This is a genomic window from Youngimonas ophiurae (nom. illeg.) (genome assembly GCF_049803795.1).
GTDB lineage: Bacteria > Pseudomonadota > Alphaproteobacteria > Rhodobacterales > Rhodobacteraceae > Thalassobius.
On the sequence record NZ_JBNAGJ010000002.1, the window covers coordinates 444,089 to 470,121 of the forward strand.

Sequence of the window (26,033 nt, forward strand, 5' to 3'; positions counted from 1 at the left end):
TAGTGGCCAAATCGGCAGCAACCCCCTAGTCTCGGGGCATCTGCTTAGCCGTTTGTGACCACGAAACGGGACCGTCGCGATGGGGATCGCATTATGGGTTCCGTGGAAAGATACGACGATGATTGAATTTGCGCACCGCTGCCTGCGCAGACTTTTGGCGTGTATCCCACGCTTTCTTGTCTGTGCTTTTTTGACGCTTCCTATGGTTCTCGGCCCTGCTGCGGCTGGGCCCACCGCTATGCTTGTCAAAGTTGTCCACAATGATCGTGGCGGCGTTGTCGGGGCGCGAGCTCAGGAAATCGCGGGCATCCAGATGCGTCAACAACGTGTGGAAATTCGCGGGCGCGTTTGCCTGTCCACCTGCACGATGTTTCTGGGCGCAGGGGATGTATGTGTCAGCCCCAACACGAAATTCGGCTTTCACGGGCCCAGCTATTATGGTCGTCCGCTGAAACCTGCGCAGTTCGAGTACTGGTCGCAGGTGATTGCGTCTTACTATCCCGCGGGCCTGAAAAATTGGTACCTGGCCGAGGGTCGCTACAGATCCAAGGGGTATTACACCATGTCTGGTGCGCAGTTGATCAGCATGGGCATTCCCCAATGCTGATGAAACCGGGCGCAGGCCCGGCTTGTGCTTGCCTCTAAGTTACTGAGTGTCCGACGTACTGGACCCGCCGCCCAGCACACCGGCAACAACCGCGCCGCCGCCCAGACCCAGCAGCGGCCCCAGGCCACCGACCAGAGGCACAAAGTTCGTCGCCTCCCCGACATTTGCCGGAGGCACAATCCCACCGTCGCACAGCACACCTACGTTTCCGTGACGACGAAATTCGGCGCGCAGGATTGCCAGGTCCCCGCACATACGGCTCTGTTTGGCGATGCGCAGTGCTTCTTTGTCACTGCGGATCTCGGCCATTGCCGGCGCTGCCGTAAGGGCAACCGAAGCGAGGGCCAAAACTCTGAAAAACATGCTCGATCTCCGTTTTTATTGCCGCACCATAACATGGTTATCCACAAGGTTGAATGAAACCTTACCGAAAACAAGGTTTGGTGCCTTTCCGGGCGACTGACACTCGATTTTCGCGCTTCCGTCCGGATTAGAAGATTGCTTTTGCCCCGGCGAATATGCGAATCATGTCGCAGATAACGAAGGCCTCGATCCACGGGGCGATGAAACAGGCAACAAACAAGAGATGGTTAGGTAACATGCGTCGCGTGCTTATCACCGGCACCGCCGGGTTTATTGGATTTCACCTGGCAAAATGCCTTCTGGCCGAAGGCTTTCGCGTGCACGGGTATGACGGGATCACCGATTATTACGATGTGAACCTGAAAAAACGCCGCCACGAAATCCTGCTGGAGAATCCGAATTTCAGCTGCACTGTCGGCATGCTGGAGGATGACGCGCTGGTAAACCAGGTCGCGGACGAATTTCAGCCGCAGATCATCGTGCATCTGGCCGCCCAGGCCGGGGTGCGGCACAGCCTGGAACATCCGCGCACCTATATCGACTCCAACATCGTCGGCACATTCAACATCATGGAGGTCGCCAAGCGTCTGAAGGTGGAACATTTGCTGATGGCCTCGACCAGCTCGGTCTACGGCGCGAACGAGGACATGCCCTTCGTCGAGACCGAAAAGGCCGACACGCAGCTGACCATCTACTCGGCCACGAAAAAGGCGACCGAGAGCATGGGCCATTCCTATGCCCATCTGTGGGATCTGCCGGTCACCATGTTCCGGTTCTTCAGCGTTTACGGCACCTATGGGCGCCCCGATCTGGCGCTGTTCATGTTCGTGGATGCCATTCTGGATGGGCGCCCGATCAACATCTATAACCACGGCGATATGTATCGCGACTTTACCTATGTCGATGATCTGGCCCGTGCGATCCGCCTGCTGATTGACGCCGTGCCGGAACGCCCCGCCGATAAACAAGTGCCCGAGTGGGACAGCCTCAGCCCTGTTGCTCCGTTCCGAATCGTGAATATCGGCAATTCGGACAAGGTGCGCCTGCTGGATTTCATCGACGAGATCGAGAACCAACTGGGACAAAAGGCAATCCGCAATTACATGGGGATGCAGATGGGCGATGTCCCCGCCGCCTGGGCAGATGCGACGCTGTTGCAGCGCCTGACGGGCTATACTCCGAAAACCGATGTCCGTGATGGGATTGCCCGGTTCGTTGAATGGTTCCGTGGGTATTATGGGAAATAGCGGGGGGCAAACCATATGAGCCATGCAGACAAGAAAATCGCTGTCATCGGGCTGGGCTATGTCGGGCTGCCCCTGGCGGTTGAGTTTGGTAAGAAACGCCCCGTTGTCGGGTTTGACATCAATCTGGGCCGCATCGGCGCGCTGCAATCGGGTGTGGACACCACGCTAGAGGTAGACGCCGAAGAACTGGCCGAGGCCACCCATCTGACCTATAGCGCCGATCCGCAGGATCTGGCTGATTGCCAGATTTTCATCGTTACCGTGCCCACGCCGATCGACGCGCATAAGCGGCCCAATCTGACACCTCTGCTGAAGGCCTCGGAAACCGTGGGGGGCGCGCTGAAAAAGGGCGACATCGTCATCTACGAAAGCACCGTTTACCCCGGTGCCACCGAAGAGGATTGCGTGCCGGTGCTGGAACGCGTTTCCGGGCTGACCTTCAACCAGGACTTTTTCGCGGGCTATTCCCCCGAACGGATCAACCCCGGCGACAAGCTGCACCGCCTGCCGGACATTCTGAAGGTCACCTCGGGCTCGACCCCCGAAGTGGCCACCGAGATCGACGCGCTGTATGCGCAGGTTGTCACGGCGGGCACCTACATGGCGGAATCCATCCGCGTGGCCGAGGCCGCCAAGGTGATTGAAAACACCCAACGCGACCTGAACATCGCCCTGGTGAACGAGCTGGCGATTATCTTCAACAAGATGGGCATTGATACCGAGGCCGTGCTGAAAGCCGCCGGGACCAAGTGGAATTTCCTGCCCTTCCGTCCCGGTCTGGTGGGCGGGCACTGTATCGGCGTGGACCCGTATTACCTGACCCACAAGGCCGAGGCGACGGGCTATCACCCGCAGGTCATTCTGGCCGGGCGCCGGATCAATGACGGGATGGGCGCCTATGCGGCCGGGCAGATGGTGAAATCCATGCTGCGTCAGAAAATCCAGGTGAATGGCGCCCGCGTGCTGGTCATGGGCCTGACCTTCAAGGAAAACTGCCCCGATCTGCGCAACACGCGCGTTGTGGACATGATTGCCGAGCTGGAAACATTTGGCGTTCAGGTCGATGTGCATGATCCTTGGGTCGATCCAGAGGAAGCCACGCAGGAATATGGCATTGCCCCGGTCGGCGATCCGCAGGACGGCCAGTATGACGGTGTGATCCTGGCGGTCGCGCATCAGGCGTTCCGCGATATGGGGCTTCGGAAAATCCGCGCGTTGAGCCGCGAGCCCAGCGTGTTCTTTGACCTCAAGAATGTGTTCGACGCCTCGGACAGCGATCTGAGGCTCTAACCTCAGGAAAGGCCAGACCATGACCGCGCCCGCCCGTCGGACCTTGTTTCAGGATCTTACACAGGTTCTGAAGTCCGGCCTGTTCAAAACAGGGCTGGGTGCGGGGGCCGTTCGCATCGCCGGATTGGCTCTGATGCTGGCGGTTTCGGTCGTGTTGGCGCGGGTGCTGGGCGCGAACGGTCTGGGGCAGTATGCGCTGGCGATCTCGGTAATCAATCTGCTGGGTCTGCCCGCGCTGATGGGTTTGCCTTCGCTGGTGACGCGTGAAACGGCCCGCGCTCTGGCCGTGCAGGACTGGCCGATGATGCGCGGGCTGTGGTTCTGGGCAACCGGGCGCATTCTGGCGCTGTCCTGCGTGGTCATCGCTCTTTGTTTGCTGGTGTTGCTACTGTTGCCCGCACTGATCGAGGACAACGCCCGACAAGTCCTGCTGTGGGGGCTGCCTTTGGTGCCGTTGCTGGCGCTGTCCGCCGCGCGCAGCGCCGCACTCAGCGGGCTGGGCCGGGTGGTTTGGGCACAAATGCCCGATAACCTGTTTCGCCCCTTTGTCATGATCGTGTTGCTGAGTGGGGCATTCATCCTTGGCGGCTCTGACATATCGGCGCAATTGGCCATGAGGCTACAGGTCGGCGCGGCTGCGGCGGCCTTTGCCATCGGGTTGGTGCTGTTCCTCAAGGCCCGCCCGACAGAGGTGACCGAAAACACCACCCGCACCCAGCAGACCCGCGACTGGAACGCCGCGATCTGGTCGATCGCCCTGATCGCCTCGGCCCAAAGCCTGATGGCGAATGCGGACCTGCTGATGCTGGGCTGGTGGCGCAGCGCCCCCGAGGTGGGCTACTATAAAGTTGCCTCGACCGGCGCCAGCCTGTGCGCCATCGGCATGGGAATCGTCGCCAGTGTGATCAACCCACGTTTCGCCGCGCTCCATAAAACCGCAGAGACTGGCAAACTGGCCCGGATCGCCAGCTGGGGGGCTGCGGCGGGGTTCGCGATGGCCTTGCCCATGGCTCTGGTGTTCTTTCTGTGGGCCGGGCCGGTGCTGCGCCTGGTTTATGGCGAGCCCTTCGTGCCGGGCGCGACCGCGCTGATCATTCTGACCGCAGCGCAGGTTGTCAGCACGTTCTTTGGCTCTTGCATCGGGCTGCTGAACATGACCGGGCACGAGAAACACACAATGCGTGCCTTTGTGCTGGCGACCGTTGTGAATATCGGTCTGAATGCGGCTCTTATCCCCCAATTCGGCGCATCCGGAGCCGCCTGGGCCACGTTCTGCGCGGTTGTGCTGTGGAATGTGATGCTCTGGCTGGCGGGGCTGAAACTGCTGCGCATCGACAGCTCTGTCCTGGGTCTTGTGCGGAAGGGAACGGCATGAAACCGATCCGCGCCTTGCATGTCATCGACAGTCTCGGCCGGGGCGGAGCCGAGCAGATGCTGGTCACGCTTCTGCCCGCACTGGCCAAGCAGGGCTGCACCGCGCAGGTCGCTGTGCTGCGCCCTCCGTATGATTTGCAGCCCATGCTGGAATCGCACGGTATTCACGTGCATCGCCTTACGGCATCGAGCAAATGGAACCTGCCCCGCCGTGCCCGCGCGATTGCCCGGATCGCACGAAAAGCCGACGCTGACATCATCCACGCGCATCTGTATTTCCCCGCGATCACCGTGGCGCTGCTGCGCCTGATGCGGCTGCACCGCGCCCGGACGTTTGTCAGTTTCCACAATCTGGCCTATGCGGGCGCGAACAAAGCCGGGCTGGGCCTGTGGGCCAAGCGTCAGATCGCGCGGGTTCTCTATCCGTTGGGAATTGATCAGACGCTTGCCGTGTCGCAGGCCGTTGCACAGCATTACCGCGCCGCTTTGGGGCTGAAGACGCCCAAGATACTGTACAACCCGGTTGAGATTCCGCCCCTGCCGGACCCGCACCCCGCACGTACTCTGTTTCGTGTGGTTGTGCCTGGCAGGCTGGTCCATGAAAAAGGGCACCAGGATCTGATTCAGGCTCTAACCTTGCTGAAAACGCCCATCGAAATGGTGTTTGCCGGCGGCGGGCCCTTGCAGGAAATCCTGTCCGAAACCGCCCCTGATGTGCGCATAACGGGCCCGCTGTCTCATGCGCAGATGCAACAGGAAATCCAGTCTGCCGATCTGGTGGTCCTGCCCTCACGCTACGAAGGGTTTGGCCTGACCGCAGCCGAGGCAATGGCCCTTGGCCGCCCTGTTCTTGCGACAACGGCCGGTGGTTTGCCCGAAGTTCTGGGCGATGCCGGCCGCCTGGTCCCCGTGCAGGATGCGCCGGCCCTGGCTGCCGCTCTGGACGCATTGTTACAAGATGATGCAGAACGCCAGCGTCTTGGTGCCGCCGGACGCCTACGCGCCCAGACGTGCTTTGCCACGCCCGCGATTGCGGCCCGATTGGTGGGCTTCTATCATGAGGCCCACCGCAAGGAGCCAAGATGAACACCGCCCCGAAATCTGCTTTGCCACCGGCCGTCGTGATGGGGCTGTCGCCGACCGGGCTGCACGTCATCCGCGCTCTGGGACGCGCCGGAATCCCGGTCATCGGCGTGACAGACGGCACTCAGGCGGGGACACGCTCACGCTATTGCAAGACGGTGATTTCAGTCTCTGATCCAGCAGAAAAGCTGGAAAAACTGTGCCGCGCCTTCCCCGCAGACGGGCCGAAGCCCATCCTGATTCCAACCTCGGATCAGGATATTGATCTGCTCTGTGACAATGCCGAAAGACTGGCCCGGCATTTCCGGTTTCAGCCCAGTTATCGCGATGGGCTGGCCCGGCAGATCATGGACAAAGAAAGCTTCTATCGTCTCTGCAAAACGCATGGCGTTGCCTATCCTCAGCTGTGGTCCGGCACGAAGGATCAGATTGCCGGACTGGCCTTGGACATTCGGTATCCGTGCATGATCAAGCCCGCCCTGATCCAGCTGGTGAAGGACCAGATGAAGGGACAGAAAGGCTGGATCGCCCAAAACGCGCAGGATTATGCGCGCCAGATTGAGCAAATCCCCGCCCAGGCGGGAACCCTGCTGGTGCAGGAAATCGTGCCCGGCCCCGAGAGTAATATCTCGCTCTGGTGCGGTTATCTGAATGGCCAGGACACGCACGCAAGCTTTACCGCGCGCAAGCTGCGGCAGTTTCCACCGGGTTTTGGCTCGGCCTCTTTGGTTCAAAGCCACCCCGAGCCCGACAGCGCCGGGATTGCCACCCGTTTTCTGACGGCTCTTGGGTATCGAGGCATTGCTGCGGCAGAGTTCAAAACAGACCCTAACACAGGCAAACCCATAATTATCGAGATCAACGTCCGCCCCTCGCTGTGGTTCTCGATCACCGAGCCAGCCGGGCGGCCGGTGGTGCTCAGCGCCTATTGCGATATGGCGGGCCTGCCGGTGCCGCCCGCACGTCCGCAGATTGACAGTCTGCGCTGGCGTTATGGCCCAAAAGACCTGTATTCGAGCCTGTTTTATCGTCTCAGACATGGCTTTGTGCTGCCCACCCCCAAGACCGAGGCCACCGGCCCCGCGCAGCAGCGAACCTATGCGGTTTTCGCATGGGACGATCCAATGCCCGCGCTGGCCGAGCTTGGAAATTTCGCCCGAAAAGCCCTGCGCCGCCTGATTGGAGGACGTAATGGCGGGTAGGCTGATTATCTCTTTGGATTTCGAACTGATGTGGGGCGTGCGGGATCATCGCAGCGCCGAAGACTATGGCGATGCGGTGCTGGGCGGGCGGCAGGCGATCCCACGGATGCTGGCGCTGTTTGAACGGTTCGGCATCCGTGCAACCTGGGCCGCGGTTGGGCTGCTTTTTGCCCGGAACAGAGACGAAATGTGGCTCTATTCCCCCTCAACTCGTCCAGAGTACGCGCACGAAACCCTGTCCCCCTATCCCGATCTGAACCAGATTGGACAAGATGAATCCGAGGCGCCTTTGTATTTCGGGCGTTCCTTGCTGGACCGGATTGCGCAGACAGACGGGCAGGAAATCGCCTCGCACACCTATGGCCATATTTATGCGCTAGAGCCGGGAATGACCCAGGCCGCCTGGCACGCGGATCTGATGGCGGCGCAGGCCATTGCAAACCAGGCCGGGCACAGGCTGACCAGCATCGTCTTTCCCAGAAATCAGTTCAGCGAGACGCATGTTCGGGCCGCGCGGGACTGCGGCATGACCGCCTGGCGCGGTGTCCCCACGGGCCAGGTGTATCGCAGCCGCGCCGAGCACGAGCTGTCATTGCCCATCCGCGCCGCGCGTTTTTTGGACGGGGCGCTGCCCTTGCTGGGCACGCAGGCTGCCCCTCCGGTACAGGCGCGAAACGGCAGCCTCGATGTGCCGGCCTCGCGGTTTCTGCGTCCCTGGTCGGCGCGGTGGCCGCTGTATTCCCTGCTGCATCAGAAACGGATCATAACCGAGATGACACATGCCGCGCAGAGCGGTAAACACTATCACCTGTGGTGGCACCCGCATAATATGGGCCGCAATATCGAGCAGAACTGCGCACAGCTGACCACCCTGCTGGAGAGTTTCCAAAAGCTGCGGGATCTCTATGGGTTTCAGAGCGCCTCGATGGCCGACATCGCCAAACAGGAGGGCGTCTTTTGATCACCTATCTGACGCTTTTCACCACGGCCTCGGTACTGGGCCTGTCAGTGTCCGATCGCCGGAATCTGGCGGCAATGCTGGGGATCAGCCTGTTTTTGCTGTGGTTCATGGGGTCTCGTGTGAATGTGGGCTGCGACTTTACCGGGTATTATTTCCGCTATGTCAACACGCTGCCCGGCCTGCATCTGGGCGAAATCCTGTCCCGGCAAGAGCCAGGGTTCGAGCTGCTGAACGGTATCCTGAAAACCATCGGCGCGCATTATATGTGGGTGAATGTCTGCGCCTCGGCGCTGATGATCGTTGGGTATTTCATCTTTGCACGCGCCCATATCAACCCGGTGATGATCATGGCATTGCTGTTTCCGGTGATCATCGTGCAGCTGGGCATGTCCGGTATCCGGCAGGGGATTGCGACTGCGGCGTTGATGCTGGCCTCGGTTAGTTTTCTGAAAGGGCAGCGGCTGACGACGGCTTTGATCATCCTGGCTGGCGCGCAGTTTCACAGCTCGGCCTATATGTTCCTGCCCCTTGCGTTTCTGGCCGGGCGCCGCGTCAATGCCATGCAGATCGGAGCGGCCGTCCTGTTGCTAAGCCCGCTGGCGATCTACCTGCTGAGTGACCGTCTGGACGTCTATACGGATCGCTACGTGGATCAGACCTATGGCGAGGTCACCTCGAAAGGAGCGTTGGTCCGATATGCGCTGATCATGATCCCGCAGGTGTTTTTCCTGTTTTATTACAAACAGCTGCGCGCTCAGTTCCCGCAAGTTTACGGGCTGCTGAAGCTGTTTGTAATCATCTCTTTCTGCCTGTTGCCCGTGGCGGCCTATTCGTCCATCGCGCTGCACCGGCTCAATTTCTATATCATGCCGTTCAGCATTCTCAGCTTTGTGTATCTCAGCCATGCAATCGCCCCCAAGGGCCGCGTGCTGTTCACGCGGATGATGCCCCCGCTGGCCTATGGGCTGTATCAGCTGTTCTGGTTTCTGACCTCCAGCCACGCGCAGAATTGTTATGATCCCTATAACAGTTTCAGCCTTCTGATTTTCGCCGGAGGATAAGCGCCGATGCGGGTTTTGATGACGGTCAATACGGCTTGGAACATCGTCAATTTCAGGCGCCCCCTGGTCGAGCACCTGCTGGCCGCCGGGCATGACGTGACCGTGCTGGCCCCCGCCGACGGGGCCGAGCAAACTCTGCGTCAGATGGGCTGTGCCTTCGTGCCGCTGAGGATGAACGCCAAGGGCCTGTCCCCTGTCGATGGATGGCGTCTGATGCGGCGGATGAAGCGGGCCTTTCAGGAACTGAACCCCGATCTGGTGCTCAGCTTTACTATTAAAAACAACCTGTTCGGAGCCCTGGCCGCGAAATCTCTGCGTATTGCCTTCATTCCGAACGTGACGGGGCTGGGCACGGCTTTCCTGTCCGGGCCGGCGCTGCAAAAAGTGGCTGAAACGCTGTATCGGCGGTGTTTTCAAGACCTGCCCGTCGTGTTTTTTCAAAACGAGGACGACCAGGCACTGTTTCTGGAACGCGGTCTGATCCGGGCGCATCAAGCGCGTCTGCTGCCCGGTTCCGGTATTGATCTGCAACGGTTCCAGGCAACGCCCCTGCCTGCGGACACGCCTCCGGTTTTTCTGATGATCGCCCGTCTGATACGGGACAAGGGCGTGCTGGAATATGCGCGGGCCGCGCGGATCGTGAAACAGACTGTCCCGCAGGCGCAGTTCCGGCTGCTGGGCCCGCTGGGGGCAGAAAACCGCACGGCAATCCCGCCCGAGACCGTCGCGGAATGGTCCCCTCGGGTGGATGTCGATTACCTGGGCGAGACCGCAGATGTCCGCCCGCATATCGCTGCGGCGCATTGCGTCGTGCTGCCGTCGTACCGTGAGGGTGCGCCCCGCACGCTGATCGAGGCCGCCGCCATGGCCCGCCCGCTGATCGCCACCGATGTCCCCGGTTGCCGCGCGGTTGTCCAGAACGGCGTGACCGGCTTTCTGTGCCAGCTGCAAAGCGCCGAAAGCCTGGCCCGGTCGTGCCAGGAATTCATGGCTCTGGTCCCCGAGCAGAAACGCTCGATGGCGCTGGCCAGCCGCCAGAAAATGGAGCGCGAGTTCGACAAATCCGTCGTCGTCAGCGCCTATCAGCAGGCCATCAGAGACGTCACCGCAAAATGATGGACACCGGGTTTTTCATTCTGTCCAAACTGGTCGGTGCCCTGCTGCGCGCCGAAACCTGGATAGTATTACTGTTGCTACTGGGGGCCTGGGCCGGCTGGCGCGGGCGGGTTCGGCTGGGGCGCATCCTGTCCGGGCTGGGGATTGCTCTGCTTCTGACGCTATGCGTGTTTCCCGTGGGCGAGCTGCTGCTGCGCCCGATCGAGGCCCGCTATCCCGTCGCCCCGCCCCTGGGCAAAGTGGACGGGATCATCGTTCTGGGCGGGGGTGAGCGCGCCGGTCGGGCGTTGCGCTGGGGGCTGCCGCAAACCAACGAAGCAGGCGAGCGTTTCATCGAAGGCGCCGCCCTGGCCCATGCGTATCCGCAGGCGCGGCTGCTGTTTACCGGGGGCAGCGGCGCGTTGGGCGATCTGGGGCGCGCGCAGGTTCCGCAGGCACAAATGGCTGCCCAATTATTCACCGCGCTGGGGATTGCGCCGGATCGGATACTGCTGGAACGGACCTCGCGCAATACGGCCGAGAATGCCCGCAACTCGATGGCCCTGATCCAGCCCAAACCCGAGGAAGTCTGGGTGCTGGTGACCTCGGCTTTTCATATGCGCCGCGCGATGCGCAGCTTCCGCTCTGCCGGCTGGCCTAATATCGTGGCATGGCCTGTGGATCATCGCTCGGGCAGTTTTCGCGTCGGGATAGGCTGGAACTTGGCGCGCAATCTGCATGTGCTGAACACGGCCACGAAAGAAACCATTGGTTTGATGGCCTATAAGATGACGGGACGCTAAGTTCTTTTGCGTCTTGCCAATGGGTTACCGCTGAGTATTCATGAAACAATGGCAGCGCTTAGGACGATCTTTGGCCGGAAAAACGGCCCCGAGAAAGCAAACGGTTTCTCCAGCCCGATTGCACCCGATCAGCCGTTTCTGGCGATTGGCGACGTGCACGGGCGGGTCGATCTGGTCCAACATCTGGAGCAGCTGATCCTAGAAAAAGCCCCCGGCCTGCCCGCAGTGTTCGTTGGTGACTATCTGGACCGCGGCGAGCAGAGCGCCGAGGTGCTTGACCTGCTTATGTCCGCATCAGAGCACGGCCCCCAACCCGTCCATTGCCTGCGCGGCAATCACGAGGACATGTGCCTTAAATTTCTGGATCACCCGGTCGAATACGGAGCCCGCTGGCTGAAATTCGGCGGGCTTCAGACTCTGTCCAGCTATGGCGTAAAACTGATTGGCACCGATGACAAAGCGCTGCTGAAACTGCGCGATGCCCTGGCCCAAGCGATGGGGGACGCGGCAATCGACTGGCTGCGCGCACGGCCTGTCCACTGGCGCAGTGGCAATGTGCATGTCACCCATGCGGGCGCCGACCCCGCCCGCCCGATTGATCAGCAACCCGAACGCAATCTGATCTGGGGGCACCGGGATTTCGCCGAAAAAACCCGGACAGATGGCCAATGGGTGGTCTATGGCCACGTCGTTGTTGACAAACCCAAGGCCGCGCGGGGCCGGATCGCTATTGATACGGGTGCCTATGCCACAGGGCGGCTGACGGCGGCCCTTATTTCACACGGCACGGTCGAGTTTCTTTCGACCTGATCGCCCTGAGGCGCAAAAATCCGCAAAAAAACGGTTAAAGACCCCCTACATATTGTGTCATACTCAGGGGGACTGCTGCTGTATCGTGATGATAACCGAAAACCTGGGATGAAACGCCGGACTGTATACAACTGGTGCAGGACTATTCTGTCCTGCGGAGCGCTGATCAGCGCCACCCCCGCCGTGCCGCAACAGGCGGGCGGGTTTGCGGGCTATGCGGGGTATAACAGCTACGGCTATCCGGGGATGATCGACATGCCCTCGGCCTTTAGTCGCCCGGATGGAGAGCTGTCCTATACCTCCAGCCATTTTCGGAACCAGACACGCAATACGCTGACGTTTCAGATCTCGGACCGGCTGTCGGGCAGTTTCCGCTATGCGCTGCTGTATGATGTGCAGCCCTATCTGGATGGAGTCATCTCGGACTATCGGTTCGACCGCAGTTTTTCCGTGCATTACCGCCTGATGGACGAGGACCACCGTCGCCCCGCCGTGGCCATCGGCCTGAACGATTTTCTGGGGACGGGGCTGTATTCGTCGGAATATGTGGTGGCCTCGAAATCCCTGTCGCCAACGCTGCGGGTGACGGGCGGGATTGGCTGGGGGCGGCTGGCAGGAGTCGGTGCGTTCCGCAACCCGCTGTCGGTGATCTCGGACAGGTTCGATACGCGGCCGGGTCGGGATGGCGATAACGGTGGCCTGGTCCGCACCAATAACTGGTTCCGCGGAGATGCGGCCTTTTTTGGCGGGATCGAATGGCAGGCCACCCCGAAACTGCGCCTGATCGCTGAATATTCCTCGGATGCCTACCCGCACGAGGACGGCAGCGCCTTTGACCGCAAATCGCCGATCAACCTGGGCCTGAACTATGCGTACCGGCCGCATATCAATGTCGGGCTGAACTATCTTTACGGTTCGGAAATCGGGGTGATGGCCACTTTCGGAGTGAACCCGAAAACGCCGCCAGCCGGGGCCGGCCAGGATAAGGCCCCGCCCCCCGTGGTGCCCCGCGCCGATCTGGCCAAGCTGGGCTGGACGCCAGAGATGCTCGATACGCAGGCCGAACGGATCAACGCGGCCCTGCTAAACGACGGTATTCGCGTCCATGGCCTGTCCGTTGGTCAACACAGCGTCACGATCGAGATCGAGAATGAGACCTACGCCACCATGGCTCAGGCGGTGGGGCGCACCGCGCGGCATCTGACGGGGCTGGCACAGCCCTCGGTAACACATTTCGTGATTGTCCCCATGGCCGCCGGAATGCGCGGCGAGGCCATCACGCTGCGCCGCGCAGACATGGAGCGGCTGGAATTCAAGGCCGACGGATCCTGGGCCAGCTATACCCGCGCCCGGTTTGATACTGTCCAGCAGGGGCTGAGCCCGATCTCCGGCCGCTATCCCAAATTCGAATGGGACTTCAAACCTTACCTCTCCCCCAGCTTTTTCGACCCTGACGCCCCGTTGCGCGCGGATTTCGGAGTCGAGCTGTCGGGCAAATACGAACCCGCCCCCGGCCTGATTTTCCGGGGCACGATGCGGAAAAAACTGCTGGGCAATCTGGATGAATCCAACCGGCCCTCGACCTCGGTGCTGCCGCATGTGCGTTCTGATTTCAACATCTACGAACGCGAGGGCGACCCCGCGCTGACGGAACTGACGGGCGCCTATTACTTCAAACCGGGCAAGGAACTATACGGCCGCTTTACCGCTGGCTATCTGGAGCAAATGTACGGCGGCGTCTCGGGCGAGCTGCTGTGGAAACCCGACAATCGCCGCTGGGCCCTGGGGGTTGAGGTGAACCACGTTCGTCAGCGCGATTTCGATCAGCTGTTCGGGTTTCAGGATTATGAGATCACCACCGGCCATGTCTCGGCCTATTTCGATCTGGGCAAAGGCTATCGCGGGCAGGTGGACGCGGGCCGCTATCTGGCCGGGGATTGGGGCGCGACGCTCAGCCTGGACCGGGAATTCCGCAACGGCTGGAAAGTCGGGGTTTTCGCCACGTTCACCGATGTCAGCTTTGATGATTTCGGCGAAGGCTCGTTTGACAAGGGGCTGCGGATCACGGTGCCTTTGAACTGGGTGTCGGGCCAGCCCTCGACCGACCAATACACCACCACGATCCGCCCGGTAACGCGTGACGGCGGCGCGCGGCTGAACGTGAACGGACGGCTTTATGACACAGTGCGCGGCCTGCAACGCGAGGATCTGCGCGATGGCTGGGGGAGGTTCTGGCGATGATCCGTTGGTTTGCTGCCCTCTTGGTTTTGGCCGCCTGCACGCCGCCTCGGGCCGTGCCGGTCAGCATTGACAGCCTGGTCAGTCGCAAACAGCTGGATCAGGTGGAAACGCCGCTGCTGGCGGCCTCGCTGACCGGGCCGGGAACATTGGCCACGATGCAGCCTGCGGGGCGGAACGGGCAAGTCGTGACCTGGCGCGCCGCAGACGAAGTCACCCTGTCGATGAAAAACGGGCTGATTGTGGCCACGCGCGGGCTGGGTGACGATCTGATGGCCGCCGATATCGAGGACACGCGCGCCGTGCTGTCCGGCCACAGGGCCGGCACTGATTACGCCCGGATTCACACCTATCTGGATGGCGAGTATCAGACCACCTTTCGCGCATTCCGATGCCGGATCGAGATCACCGCCCCCGACACGATCCGCATCGTCGGCGCCACGCATCCAACCACCCGGTTCGAGGAAACCTGCTTCTCACCCGAGGGAAATATCGCAAATACCTACTGGCTCGGCGACGACGGGACCATGTGGCGCTCAAAGCAGTGGATCAGCCGCTCTCTGGGTTATATGGAAACCGAGTTGCTGGTAAAGTAGACGCAAATCAGGGCCGGACGGACAGGCGGCCCCAATAAAGGACGAGCATCATGGCAATCAAAAGAGTTACACAAGCTCTGCTATTGGGAACAGCGCTGGCTACCAGTTCTTGTGGTGTGTCGTATCACAGCCCCTCGGTCAAACAGCAGACCAAGGGGGCCGAGGTGCGGGTTGTCTCTTTGAATGCTCAGACGGTTATCGTGGCCAATCGCCAGCCCTACACGCCGCGCAGCCTGCCCGCAGAATTTTCCCAGGTCAGCTATCCCGGCACGCCGCGCGGGCTGGGCGCTTTGCCCGAACCGCCGCTTAGCTCGTATGATCAGAAACCCGTGCTGGAAACCCGGCTTCCGCCCTCGGTGACGCCAGAATCCTATCGGATCGGCGTGGGGGATGTGCTGCTGCTGGCCACCAAATCCGCCGCCTCGACCGTCGAGCAGCTCACCGGGCTGCTGGCCGCGCAGAACCAGCGTCAGGGCTATACCGTGCGCGACGATGGCGCGATTGCGATCCCCGACATCGGGCCGGTCAACCTGGCTGGCATGACCCTGGACGAGGCCGAGGCGCAACTGTTCCAGGTTCTGGTGGAAAACCAGATCGACCCGGCCTTCTCACTGGAGGTCGCCGAATTCAATTCGCACCGTGTTTCGGTGGGCGGGGCCGTGCGTAATGCCTCGATCGTGCCGATCACGCTGAACCCGCTGAACCTGTCCGAGGCTCTGGCAGCGGCCGGCGGTCTGACCGTAAAGGACCGCGAATTTGCCTCGATCCGGATCTATCGCGACGGAACCCTGTACCAGATCCCGATGGAACAATTCATCAAACAGCCCAAACTGGGGAAAACCCTGCTGCTTGATGGCGACGCGGTGTTTGTGGACACGTCCTATGATCTGGATCGCGCGATTGAATTCTATACGCAGGCCCTGCGCGCCAAAGAGATGCGCCGCACCGCGCGCTATACCGAATTACAGGCGCTGCACGCGGAAATGGATCTGCGCCGGCAAGTTCAAATCGACAAACGCGAGAATTTCCAGGCCCGGACGGAATTGGGCGCCACTCAGCGCGACTATGTTTACCTGACCGGCGAAGTCTACAAGCAAAGCCGCGTTCCGTTGGCCTTTGAGCACCAGGTCACGCTGGCAGATGTGCTGTATGAAAAGGGTGGTTTCAACACATCCACGGGCAATCCGGCGCAGATTTACGTGCTGCGGGCCTCGGCCAACCCCGAGGAATTCGGTGCCGTCACCGCCTGGCATCTGGACGCACGGAACGCCATCAACATCACGCTGGCCACCCGAATGGAGATGCGCCCCAATGACGTGATCTTTATCGAAGAGCAGCCGATCACGAAATGGGGCCGCGCTGTGCAGCAGTTCTTCCCCTCGTTGCTGGGCAGCCTGCAAACGGCTGCAAACTAGGCCCTTGCTGAAGTCCGCGATGCCTTACAGCTCGTAATAGGAGGCGCCGTAGTTCGCATAGGCCCCGTATTTTCCGCCATAGCCGTAGCGCTTCATTTTGGACGGGTCGATCTGCGACAGGACCAGCCCGGCGACCTTCTGGTTGACCAGCTCGAACTGTTGCAATCCCTCGACGACCTGCGCCTTGGTGGTGCTGTCCCACGCAACCGAGAACACCACAGCATCCACGGATTGCGCAATCACCCGCGCGTCCGGAACCACCAGAACGGGCGGCGTGTCGATGATGATCGAGTCATATTCCGCGCGGGCCTGTTCCAGAAAATGGTGAAAGGCCTCAGAGCTGAAAACATCCGCAGCGTTCACATTCGTTTTCTCGCCCATCAGAACATCGGCATTCAGCAGGCTGTCCCGCACCACGGCATCCTTCAGCGGAACCGAGCCCGACAGGACCGACAGCACTCCATAATCGACAACCTTGTCGAAATACTTGGTAAAGGTGCGGCGGCGGATATCGCCTTCGATCAGCAGCACCTTTTTACCCAGCCCCGACAGGTTATGCGCCAGGGCAATCGCCTGCGTGGTTTTCCCTTCGGCCGGAACCGAGGAGGTAGACATGATCACCTGTGGCGGGTTGTCCAGATCAGACAACAGGATCGAAGTCCTGAGATTCCGCACGGCCTCGGCGGCGGCCGAGGTGGGTTTGTCCACCAGATAGGGCAGCAGTTCGGATCGGGATTTGATCGGGAATCGGGGGATCTGACCCAACACCGCCAGCCCGGTATGTTTGCTCAGGTCATCGGCGGTGCGGAACCCGCTGTACAGGAACTGCCGCAGCAGGATGACCAGCGTCCCCAGCACCGCACCCAGAACCATCGAAATGGCCAGGATCATGGATTTGCGCGGCTCAACATATTTTCCGCGCCCCGCTTCCGAGATCACTCGCACATCGGCCTGTTGCAGACCGCGCTGCACTGTTGTCTCTTTCAGGCGCGATAAGAAGGTTTCGTACAGAACGCTGGTGGCCTCGGCCTCGCGTTCCAGCTGCACCAGCTTGGCCAGATCCTCGGCCTGTTCGGCAATCTGGCCATTCAGACGTTCAACAGCGGTTTGCAGGGCCTTTGCCTGCGTCTCAAAGCGCTCTGCCCCCGTCCGAACGCGGGACAGCAGCAACTCCGCGCGCGCGTCAAACAGGCGGCGGGCGTTTTCTGTGCCGACCTCGGTTTCCTTCAGCAGGCGTTTCAGGGTGGGATCGTTCAGCGCGTCAGACAGCGTCTGAATGTCCCCACCTTCCCGCAACTGTTCCAGACGCGCCAGTTCGGCACGGGCGGCGGCAGCGGATTGCAGCGTTTCCTGCAAACGGTCACGGTTTTCCTTGGCCTGACGGTTCAGCGCCTCCAGGGTCTGCGCGTTGATCAGATCGGTCTGAGAATGGATCTGCTTGATCGCGTCCTCTTTCTCTTTCAGATCTGCCTCAAGCGCGGCAACACGTTCGGACAGCCAGTCGATCGCCTGCTCGATCGCCTCGTATTTCACGGCGATCTGGTTCTCGATATAGGTTTCGGCAACCGCATTGGCGATCAGGCCCGCCTTCACCGGATCCCGAGAAAGCGCCGTGATTTCAAAGATATAGGTATAGCGCTTGGCCTCGGCAAATACCGAGCCACGGACGCTGGACACCGTAGTATTGAACGTCGCCGGAGAATCCACATCGAAGTTTTCAGGCGCATTAGGCAGATTGATCCCGAACAATCCGCGGATGCTGCGCTTGATCCCCGCCATTGAAAACGCCGGGATTTCCCGCAAAGCCGGGTTAAATTCAGGGTCTTTCGTCAGGTCCAGCTTGCGGACCACCTGCTCCATGATCCGGCGCGAGGTAATGACCTCTAGTTCGGTATACATAGCCGAGAAATCAGGCGGGATCGCGGCCACGGCGCTGTCAACTTCACGCACCAGCTGGCTGCGCATCTGCAAGGCCAGGTTGGACGTCGCCGCGTAGCGCGGCACCGCGACCTGAAAGGCATAGTAGCCCCCGATCAACGTGGCCAGCACGATGCAGGCTGCGATCAGCCATTTTCCCTGCCACAAAGTCGTCAGCAGATGAAGAAGGTCCAGCCCCTCGTCATCATGTTGGCTGTTTTGCCCCCTGGATCCCGTATGCGCCATGTTTTATCGCCCGCGCCGCCCTTTTACCGGGCGGTCTGCCTGTTCTGGTGCCACGCACCGCCTGTCTGGCGCCAGCCCCTGATCAGGCTCCGGCGCGTCCGAATACGGTCATCAGAGTACGCCAGAAAATCCAAGCTTCCAACGCAAAACCCGTATGGGTGATATAGAAAAGATCCGCCTGAACCTTACGCTGCGTGGCCTCGATGCCTTCGACATAGCCGACCTCGGTTTGCGCCAGGCCGCTGATGCCGGGACGCACCAGATGACGTTCGCGGTAACCCTGCACGGTTTCCAGATAGGTAACCGCATGGTCATAATAGTCGGGGCGCGGGCCGATCAGGCTCATGTCGCCCAACAGGACATTCAGGATTTGCGGAACCTCATCCAGACGGGTGCGGCGCAAAAAGCCGCCCAGACGGGTGATGCGGTCTCGTTCCAGCGGGTCATTGGGGCCGCGAGTAACCTGTGCCTCAATCATTGTGCGGAACTTGATCGCGCGAAACGCGCGGCAATTCCGGCCCATACGGGACTGCACAAAGAACAGGCTGCCTTTGTTGAAAAACGGGTTCAGCACCAGAAGAACGACCATCAGACCGATCAGGACCGGCATCAGGAACAGGCTCATCAGGATGTCAAAGACACGTTTAAGCGCGCCAAACGCTGTCCAGCGCACGGATGCGGGAAGGCGCAGTTGCGCGCCGACAGAATCCGTAAGGATCCCTTGGGAACCAAAATCAAACATTACGCACCTGCCTCGGTGATCTTTATCTGCTCGTTCAGGCGTATTTCGCCTTTGGGGCAATTTTTTGCCCTCATTGAGGTAATTTCTCCGATAATTTTAGCGATTTGAAAAGACATTTTTTCCCCTTTCGCTATGGATCAGTCGAAAATTCGCCCTTGAATCGAGCATCTTAGCCACCACACCCCGTCAGAAGTGTGCATTCAGGCCCTGGCCAGCTTTGTGGCTTGGCCCTTAAAAATATAGGAAGCGCGCGTGCGGCCGACCTGTGGGAAAGTCATGGTTAATTTCCCCGGAGGGCTTGGAGCAGGCAGAAAGATGTTGTCAAAAGGCAACAAAAAAAGCCCGAGACCTTAGCGATAGGCCATCGCCTGCATGTCATCCCCATCCAGAATTGCGCGGTAGATCTGACTGGTCCGCGCACCTTTTTCAGCCCAGGGGAACAGCTCGAACGCATAGTCGCGCCCGGCCTGCGCCAGGGCGGCACTGCGCGCACGGTCAGTGACGGCTGTCTCCATCGCCTGACGGAACCCCTCGGCCAACTGCGCAAAGGGCGCCATCCGAACCGCATCCCCCCGCGCACCATGACCCGTCAGATCGCCGGGCGCGCCGTAATCCACGCAGATCATGTGCTGCCCGCAGGCCATGGACTCGATTACCACACCGGCGCCCAGCTCGCGGATCGAGGGAAAAACGAAAACGTCGCAATCGCGCATCCAGTCGGCCACTTCGGATTGGGATTTCCGCCCTTCCAGCGTCACACAATCCTGCAAGCCATGCTGTTCGATAAAGCCCTGCATTCGCGGCAGCTCTGGCCCGTCGCCCAGAATGTGCAGATGATGCTGACGCAGCAGATCGGACCCGGCAAAAGCGTGCAACGGCAATTCGGGCAGCTTGTAAGGCACCAGACGCCCGGCAAACATGAAGCGCACCTTATCCCCACCACGTTGCCCGGCAGGGCGCGCGCCGTGGTCATGGAAAATCGCCGGATCAAAGCCGATTTCGGGGAACATCACGATCCGATCGTCCGGCACTCGCGCCAGATCTGCACGCGTGTGGCTGAATCCCGTCAGCACGCAGGCCGCGTTATCATAGGTCGAGCGGGCAAAAGGCAGAAATTTATACAGGTCACGCAGTTTGCGCAGCCCCTCTTTTTCGCGGGTCTGCTCTTCTGCAAAGGCGGCCGGCCAGTCCAGAGCCCCATTCAGCGGACCAAGCACAAAAGGCACTGGGGATTTATGCGCGATATAGCTGGGCATCGTCGGAGACATCGGCGTGATCCGGTGCACGATGTCAAATTCGCCGGCCTTCAGCTGCGGCTTGAAACGCTTCCAGACGCCGCGTTCAAAGGCGACATAGGGGACATAATTCATGATCTGCGAGGTGGACCAGCCCACCTCTTCGCCGCCACGCAACAGCCGCGCCAGTTTGAACATGGGGGCGGCGATATACTCATTGTCGATATAAACGATGTCCAGCGGGGCCTGCGCCTTCTCTAGGTTTTCGCGGTTGCGGACATGGGTGGCAATCGTCAGGTCGCAATGCCTGGCCAATTCCAGCGCATATTTATAGGCCACGATCGGCAACGAGGGCCACTCGGGGTTAAACTCATCCGCAAGGATCAGAATGCGCGGTTTGCGATTGCCTTGTGCCACTGGCTGCCCCTTTGCCTGCCCACCGGCAGTATAGCCCCGTTTTTCAGACCGTGTAGGGGCCAAGATGGGCGGAATAATGGCGGCAGAGGGGTATTCCTGGCGCTCAGCGCGGGTGATTGTACTTGAACGTGCCCATAGCAGTGGCGGCCAGATTACCGGCATCGTCCCGCAATTCAGCCTGCGCATAGAAGATCGAGCGCCCACCACCCGTGCGCCGCCCGCTGCCATGCAGTACGCCCCCCGCCACAGCGCTGACGAAATTGGTGGTCAGAGACAGCGTTACACAGGTTTTCCGCGTCTCGCCCTCATCAAAATACAGGCCAGCCATACCGCAGGTGAAATCCAGAAAGCTGCAATAAACACCCCCGTGCACAATACCCTGAGAGTTCATCAGCTCGGGGCGTAGGGTCAGTTCGGTGCGGGCCAGATCCGGGGCCCAATCTACCAGCCGCCCACCCAACAGCCGATTGAACCCGGACATCTGTTGCACAGCATCGTCCAGACGCGACATCGCCGTACCCTATTCCTGAACCGAGCGCGGCAGCACGATGTCGGGATCGTCTTTCATCGCTTCCAGCAGGTTTTTGCGGATGTGATGCATGGTGCTCAGCAGGGTTTCGATTTCGGCATCCGACAACCCCTCCATCGAAGCGGCGTTCACATTCTCAGCGGCTTCGCGCAGGACCTGTTTCTTTTCCTCGGCCGCCGGCAAAAGCCAGATCCGGTTCGAGCGCCGATCCCGTGGGTCAGGTTTACGCACCACCCATTTGGCGGCTTCCAGCCGGTCGATCAGGCCGCTGACGGCCACCGTTCCGATCCCCAGATAGCGCGCCAGTTCAACCTGGGTCAGCCCATCCTGGCGCATCAGATAGTTCAACGCAAAAACCTGAGCCGAGGTCAGCCCATGCGGCGCCAGTTTCTGATCATACAGACGGCTGCGCAGACGCGCTACGTGTTGAAAAATTAGCCCGACGCGTTTTTCGATTTTGTCTTGATCGCTCATACCAGTCCGCTGTGCCACGAAGGTTAAAAGCTTATCGGCAAAATCCGTTCCGGGATCAATAGACTTGCCGCCGCAGGCCCAGAGAACTGTCTATTTCGAATCACTCTCGCCTGTCATTTGGTCGGTTTCCGAGACAATTCCGCGGAATTTCCGCCATTGTTTGACGTCATGTTTCCACCAAAGGTTGTTTTGACACAAAGTCGCAAGAGCGCCACATTTCCCACCACCCTCTGCCACCGATACGCCCGCAGGTTGCCACATTCCTGCCCTATTTGGCCTAAGTGACGCACGAGCCGCCACCATTTCGGCCAATTTGTCTTAAATTATCTTCGTGGATTAAGTAAAAAATTTGGCGAATTAGGGCAGGATTGTTGCGCTATCTGTGCCCCTTCCATTCTATTTTTCGGATTTGTTCCCAAATTCACAACAATTTCTTTGCTGACTCATTTGGTCGCGCTGGCCCGGCTCTACCCAAAAGTGCACGTTGCCCGCCTTCTCTGTGTAGTCTCCTCTGGGGCGATTTGAAGACGCGTGAAACGGCGAATTCGGGTGGTTTGCCCCATCGTGCCTCAGTTGCATTTTCGTCAGGTCAATTGACGTTTGAATCCGGAATTTCGTAAAAATAGACACAAGAGAGCGCAAAAACTCTCTTAAACGCCACAGGAAATCGGATGGGTACCGAGATCAGGTGGAGCGCGGTTCACAACGGACCGACATCACAAATTTTGCAGGCGCTTCTGCCGCGCTTGTGAATTTACCGAAACCGAATGGCTGTAGCCACCGGACCTGTCCGGTGGATCGGGTGGATTTTTGTCGGGCAACCGACGTCACGAGTGAAGAGACATCAGGGGAGTTATCCTGTGAATATCCAAGCTGATACAGCCTTTGAACTGGCCCGTCCGGTTCTTCCGTCGCCCATCGCCGCCAAGCCACGCACACAAACCGGCCATGGCGCGTATCGGTCCTACGGCAAACGCGCGCTGGATCTGACAATCGTCGCGATGGCTGCCGTTCCTGTTGTGCTGGTTACGCTGGTTCTGGCTCTGATCGTGATGCTGGACGGCAAATCCCCCTTCTATTCGCAAAACCGGGTTGGCCTGAATGGCCGCAGCTTCCGTATGTGGAAATTGCGCAGCATGGTCCCGAACGCGGACGATGTGCTGGCCGACTATCTGGCCACCAACCCCGAGGCCAAGGCCGAATGGGATCGTGACCAGAAACTGAAAAACGACCCACGCATCACCAAATTCGGCCGGATCATCCGGGCCACGTCTCTGGATGAGCTGCCGCAGCTGCTGAACGTCGCCACCGGGGAAATGTCTTTGGTCGGGCCCCGCCCCATCATGTGCAGCCAGCGCGTGATCTATCCGGGGACCGAGTATTACGCCATGCGTCCGGGCATCACCGGGTTCTGGCAGACATCAGAGCGGAACGAGACCAGCTTTCGTCAGCGCGCCGACTATGACGCAGACTATTTCGCCCAGATGTCGCTGCGCACCGATGTCAAAACGATCCTGCGGACCTTTGCCGTAGTTTTCAAAGCCACCGGGCACTAAGCCGCGCGGGCGCGCTGTGCGGCATCTTTGACAATCAGGTCCGCCGTGGTTTGCGCCCAGGCGGACCAATTCAGTTTTTCCTCATAGAGCGCGCGGGTGCTTTGACGCAAAGCCGCATAGCGCGCGGGCGTATTCAGGTAGCCCTGCACAAGCGCAACATAGTCCTGCGGGCTGGCCTCTAATGGCAGGGCATGGCCATTCACCCCGTCCTCGATCGGCACGCCGCCTGCGTTCAGGCATAGCGAGGGCAACCCAAAGGCCGACGCCTCGCAGAAGGCAAAGCCATAGGATTCGAACGAGGGCATCATCATGAAATGCGCCTGCTCATACAGCGATTGGAACAGGGCCAGCTCATCCGGCAGAGTTTTGTTCAAAGACGGATAAACGGTCAGCGCGGATGCGGGCAGGTTCAGATCCGGAGGCACGCAGCCGACCACCGTCAACCGCGCCTCAATACCGGCGGCCCGCAAGGCGTGGATCGTTTCAGCCGTCAGCGCCCCACCCTTGGCCCACCAATCCCGGCCAACGAACAGAAAATCAACCGGAGCACCGGCAGACAGCGCCAGCGCAGGGCCAGACAATTCCGGCGCCGGAATATTCGCGCCCCAGGGCACGACGATAGATTTCGCGGGGTCCAGATCATACAGCGGATCAGCGGACTCTTTCAGCCAGCGCGACGGCCAAAGCAACAGGTCAGCCCCCTGAAACGTGCGGCGCTCGGCCTTTAGGATCAGCGGGTCCAGACGGCGCGACAGGGCAAACCAGGACTGGAACGCCTGCCCGACAACCGAGTTCTTATAGGCCGTCGGCGTCGCATCCGACGTATAGACCACCGTTACCCCTTTGGGCACGCGCACGCGAAACAGCGAATGAAAACTGTAGGCACAGAACAGAACGTCATAGCCCCCCTGGCGCAGCTCTTTTTCGACCTGGCGACGGATAATCCCGGCAAACAGCAGATGCAGCCGCCATCTGGCCCGTAGTTGCACACCAAAGGGCAGCTTCAGCAACAGACGGCGCAGCGGCTCGATCAGTCCCCAGGACTGGCTGAGAATGCCGATATTGGGCAGTTCCTCTTTCAGGGCGTTGTATATCCGCGTATTGCCCCCCGAATAGGGCCACGGGTCCAGCGGGGTCGAGTCGCACAGATAGGCAACCTTGAGCGTGGGTTTCTGCGGATCGGAAACAGGCATAAGAGGGTCAAATTTCCCTTAGGTCAGCGTTAAAATACGAGATGTCACTTAATTGCGTTCACAGTTTAGCCAACACGAGGCATTTAGGCCATTATTTTGCCGTACCACTTTGCTAAACAGGATAGAAACAACAAGAACCCCGAGCAGATGCGGCGCCACAATCCGGCCCGCGCATAGGATTGATGCCAAACAGTTTCGCATTTCTGGTACTGGCCCTGTCGCCACTGATCTGCCTGGTGATTTTCCGGTCGATGCCCCCTGGCCGCGCGCTGATTGTCAGCCTGTTGGGGGCCTATCTGTTCCTGCCACCGCAGCCGACGGCGTTTGACCCGCCTCTGTTGCCGCCGCTGAACAAGGAATCTCTGCCGAATCTGACGGTTCTGATCCTGTGTCTGGCGCTGTACCGGGACCGCATCCAATTGCTGCCCGACAGCCGCGTGGCGCGGGTGTTTCTGGTGCTGTTCGTCATCAGCCCTCTGGGCACGACCATCACCAATCTGGAACCCGTCTTCTTCGGGCGGATCGGTCTGCCGGGCATGGGGATCAAGGACATGGTGTCCACCATGTTCCGCCAGATGTCCATCATCGCGCCCTTTTTGCTGGCGCGCAGCCTGCTGAAAACCTCCAAGGACCAGCGCGATCTGCTGATCGCTTTTGTCGCGGCCGGGCTGATCTATTCGATTCCGATGCTGCTTGAAGTCCGGCTAAGCCCGCAGATCAACATCTGGGTCTATGGGTTTTTCCAGCACAGCTTTGAACAAATGATCCGCGAGGGCGGATTCCGTCCCATCGTGTTCCTGTATCACGGGCTGTGGGCTGCGTTTTTCATCATGGGAACGATGGTGTCTGCGGTAATCCTGCTGCGCGGCGAAACCGGGCGCACCAAAACCTACGCCATGGTCGCGGCTGCGTATCTGTTCGGCGTTCTGGTGCTGTGCAAATCCCTGGCGTCCCTGATGTATGCGATCCTTCTGCTGCCGCTGCTGTTGTTCCTGCCGCGCCGGATGCAGTTGCTGACCGCAATGTGTCTGGCAATTCTGACGCTAAGCTACCCCATGCTCAAAAGCGCCAATCTGGTGCCCGAGCGCCAACTTCTGGAACAGGCCGAGAAAATCAGCGAGGATCGCGCCGGATCGCTGCGCTACCGGCTGGAAAACGAAAACGTCCTGCTGGAACGCGCCCTGGATAAGCCCCTGTTCGGGTGGGGCAGCTGGGGGCGCAATCTGGTGCTGAATCCGGCAACCGGCACGCCTGAAACCGTAGCCGACGGTTACTGGGTGATCATTCTGGGCGTCTTTGGCTGGGCCGGATGGCTGGCGATGTTCGGGCTGCTTTTGTGGCCGATCTTCCTGTTATGGCACAAGCTGCGCGGCTCGGTGCTGGAACATGCTTCGCCCTATGTAACGGGCATGGCCCTGTTTTTAGCCCTGAATGTGTTCGATCTGTTGCCCAATGCGACGCTAACGCCGCTGACCTGGCTGTGGGTGGGCGCTCTTTTGGGCTATGCTGAGCGGGATGACATCTATGTCCGTTCATCGAAGATGAAATTGAAAAGTGTGATGTAAAGAGGGAACCCCAA

General features: G+C 59.9%; 23 protein-coding genes. 16 read left to right on the plus strand and 7 right to left on the minus strand.

Annotation, left to right across the window (positions count from 1 at the left end):
* The first annotated feature begins 238 nt into the window (after nucleotides 1–238).
* Entirely contained in the window at nucleotides 239–607 is a 369-nt protein-coding gene (locus ACP15O_RS06655; protein ID WP_425095265.1) for a hypothetical protein, read from the plus strand.
* A gap of 39 nt (nucleotides 608–646) precedes the next feature.
* Here ACP15O_RS06655 and ACP15O_RS06660 read toward each other — a convergent pair whose 3' ends face one another.
* Entirely contained in the window at nucleotides 647–970 is a 324-nt protein-coding gene (locus tag ACP15O_RS06660) for a hypothetical protein (RefSeq protein WP_425095266.1), read from the minus strand.
* 236 nt (nucleotides 971–1,206) lie between these two features.
* Here ACP15O_RS06660 and ACP15O_RS06665 point away from each other — a divergent pair, with 236 nt between their 5' ends.
* The 13 genes from ACP15O_RS06665 to ACP15O_RS06725 all read left to right on the plus strand — a co-directional run bounded on the left by ACP15O_RS06665 (nucleotide 1,207) and on the right by ACP15O_RS06725 (nucleotide 16,145).
* A complete protein-coding gene (locus ACP15O_RS06665) occupies nucleotides 1,207–2,217 on the plus strand; it encodes an NAD-dependent epimerase/dehydratase family protein (protein WP_425095267.1) in 1,011 nt (336 codons plus the stop codon).
* A gap of 15 nt (nucleotides 2,218–2,232) precedes the next feature.
* The gene (gene tviB, locus ACP15O_RS06670; RefSeq protein ID WP_425095268.1) at nucleotides 2,233–3,507 is read left to right on the plus strand and encodes a Vi polysaccharide biosynthesis UDP-N-acetylglucosamine C-6 dehydrogenase TviB; all 1,275 of its coding nucleotides are present in this window, start codon (nucleotides 2,233–2,235) and stop codon (nucleotides 3,505–3,507) included.
* 19 nt (nucleotides 3,508–3,526) lie between these two features.
* Entirely contained in the window at nucleotides 3,527–4,882 is a 1,356-nt protein-coding gene (locus ACP15O_RS06675; RefSeq protein ID WP_425095269.1) for an oligosaccharide flippase family protein, read from the plus strand.
* Complete coding sequence (locus ACP15O_RS06680) at nucleotides 4,879–5,967, plus strand: glycosyltransferase family 4 protein (protein WP_425095270.1); 1,089 nt, start codon at nucleotides 4,879–4,881, stop codon at nucleotides 5,965–5,967. Before ACP15O_RS06675 ends, ACP15O_RS06680 begins: the two co-directional genes overlap by 4 nt.
* The gene (locus ACP15O_RS06685) at nucleotides 5,964–7,166 is read left to right on the plus strand and encodes a carboxylate--amine ligase (protein WP_425095271.1); all 1,203 of its coding nucleotides are present in this window, start codon (nucleotides 5,964–5,966) and stop codon (nucleotides 7,164–7,166) included. The genes ACP15O_RS06680 and ACP15O_RS06685 overlap by 4 nt, the downstream gene beginning before the upstream one ends.
* Entirely contained in the window at nucleotides 7,156–8,127 is a 972-nt protein-coding gene (locus tag ACP15O_RS06690; RefSeq protein ID WP_425095272.1) for a polysaccharide deacetylase family protein, read from the plus strand. The genes ACP15O_RS06685 and ACP15O_RS06690 overlap by 11 nt, the downstream gene beginning before the upstream one ends.
* Nucleotides 8,124–9,188: an EpsG family protein gene (locus tag ACP15O_RS06695; RefSeq protein ID WP_425095273.1), complete on the plus strand. Its 1,065-nt coding sequence runs from the start codon at nucleotides 8,124–8,126 to the stop codon at nucleotides 9,186–9,188. The genes ACP15O_RS06690 and ACP15O_RS06695 overlap by 4 nt, the downstream gene beginning before the upstream one ends.
* A gap of 6 nt (nucleotides 9,189–9,194) precedes the next feature.
* Nucleotides 9,195–10,304, plus strand: coding sequence for a glycosyltransferase family 4 protein (locus ACP15O_RS06700; protein ID WP_425095274.1), 1,110 nt, complete (start codon nucleotides 9,195–9,197; stop codon nucleotides 10,302–10,304).
* The gene (locus ACP15O_RS06705) at nucleotides 10,301–11,086 is read left to right on the plus strand and encodes a YdcF family protein (protein ID WP_425095275.1); all 786 of its coding nucleotides are present in this window, start codon (nucleotides 10,301–10,303) and stop codon (nucleotides 11,084–11,086) included. The genes ACP15O_RS06700 and ACP15O_RS06705 overlap by 4 nt, the downstream gene beginning before the upstream one ends.
* Before the next feature lie 48 nt (nucleotides 11,087–11,134).
* A complete protein-coding gene (locus ACP15O_RS06710; protein ID WP_425095276.1) occupies nucleotides 11,135–11,896 on the plus strand; it encodes a metallophosphoesterase in 762 nt (253 codons plus the stop codon).
* 108 nt (nucleotides 11,897–12,004) lie between these two features.
* Nucleotides 12,005–14,137: a YjbH domain-containing protein gene (locus ACP15O_RS06715; protein WP_425095277.1), complete on the plus strand. Its 2,133-nt coding sequence runs from the start codon at nucleotides 12,005–12,007 to the stop codon at nucleotides 14,135–14,137.
* Entirely contained in the window at nucleotides 14,134–14,730 is a 597-nt protein-coding gene (locus tag ACP15O_RS06720; RefSeq protein WP_425095278.1) for a YjbF family lipoprotein, read from the plus strand. The genes ACP15O_RS06715 and ACP15O_RS06720 overlap by 4 nt, the downstream gene beginning before the upstream one ends.
* A gap of 50 nt (nucleotides 14,731–14,780) precedes the next feature.
* Entirely contained in the window at nucleotides 14,781–16,145 is a 1,365-nt protein-coding gene (locus ACP15O_RS06725; RefSeq protein ID WP_425095279.1) for a polysaccharide biosynthesis/export family protein, read from the plus strand.
* Nucleotides 16,146–16,169: 24 nt separating this feature from the next.
* Here the strand turns inward: ACP15O_RS06725 and ACP15O_RS06730 are convergent, their stop codons facing one another.
* From ACP15O_RS06730 to ACP15O_RS06750, 5 genes are all read right to left on the minus strand, one after another.
* Nucleotides 16,170–18,308: a GumC family protein gene (locus ACP15O_RS06730; RefSeq protein ID WP_425095280.1), complete on the minus strand. Its 2,139-nt coding sequence runs from the start codon at nucleotides 18,306–18,308 to the stop codon at nucleotides 16,170–16,172.
* Nucleotides 18,309–18,390: 82 nt separating this feature from the next.
* On the minus strand, nucleotides 18,391–19,050 hold the full coding sequence (locus tag ACP15O_RS06735; protein ID WP_425095281.1) for a sugar transferase: 660 nt from the start codon (nucleotides 19,048–19,050) through the stop codon (nucleotides 18,391–18,393).
* 350 nt (nucleotides 19,051–19,400) lie between these two features.
* On the minus strand, nucleotides 19,401–20,702 hold the full coding sequence (locus tag ACP15O_RS06740; RefSeq protein WP_425095282.1) for a glycosyltransferase: 1,302 nt from the start codon (nucleotides 20,700–20,702) through the stop codon (nucleotides 19,401–19,403).
* Nucleotides 20,703–20,805: 103 nt separating this feature from the next.
* A complete protein-coding gene (locus ACP15O_RS06745; RefSeq protein ID WP_425095283.1) occupies nucleotides 20,806–21,213 on the minus strand; it encodes a PaaI family thioesterase in 408 nt (135 codons plus the stop codon).
* Between the two features lie 9 nt (nucleotides 21,214–21,222).
* Nucleotides 21,223–21,705 (minus strand): MarR family winged helix-turn-helix transcriptional regulator, encoded by a 483-nt coding sequence (locus ACP15O_RS06750; RefSeq protein ID WP_425095284.1) that lies wholly within the window; start codon nucleotides 21,703–21,705, stop codon nucleotides 21,223–21,225.
* 860 nt (nucleotides 21,706–22,565) lie between these two features.
* Here ACP15O_RS06750 and ACP15O_RS06755 point away from each other — a divergent pair.
* Nucleotides 22,566–23,261: a sugar transferase gene (locus tag ACP15O_RS06755; protein ID WP_425095285.1), complete on the plus strand. Its 696-nt coding sequence runs from the start codon at nucleotides 22,566–22,568 to the stop codon at nucleotides 23,259–23,261.
* On the opposite strand, the gene ACP15O_RS06760 is transcribed toward ACP15O_RS06755, so the two are convergent.
* Nucleotides 23,258–24,454, minus strand: a complete 1,197-nt coding sequence (locus ACP15O_RS06760; protein ID WP_425095286.1) for a glycosyltransferase family 4 protein — start codon at nucleotides 24,452–24,454, stop codon at nucleotides 23,258–23,260. The genes ACP15O_RS06755 and ACP15O_RS06760 overlap by 4 nt on opposite strands.
* 182 nt (nucleotides 24,455–24,636) lie before the next feature.
* Between ACP15O_RS06760 and ACP15O_RS06765 the strand changes: the two genes are divergently transcribed.
* Entirely contained in the window at nucleotides 24,637–26,019 is a 1,383-nt protein-coding gene (locus ACP15O_RS06765) for a hypothetical protein (RefSeq protein WP_425095287.1), read from the plus strand.
* The last annotated feature ends 14 nt before the right edge of the window (nucleotides 26,020–26,033 follow it).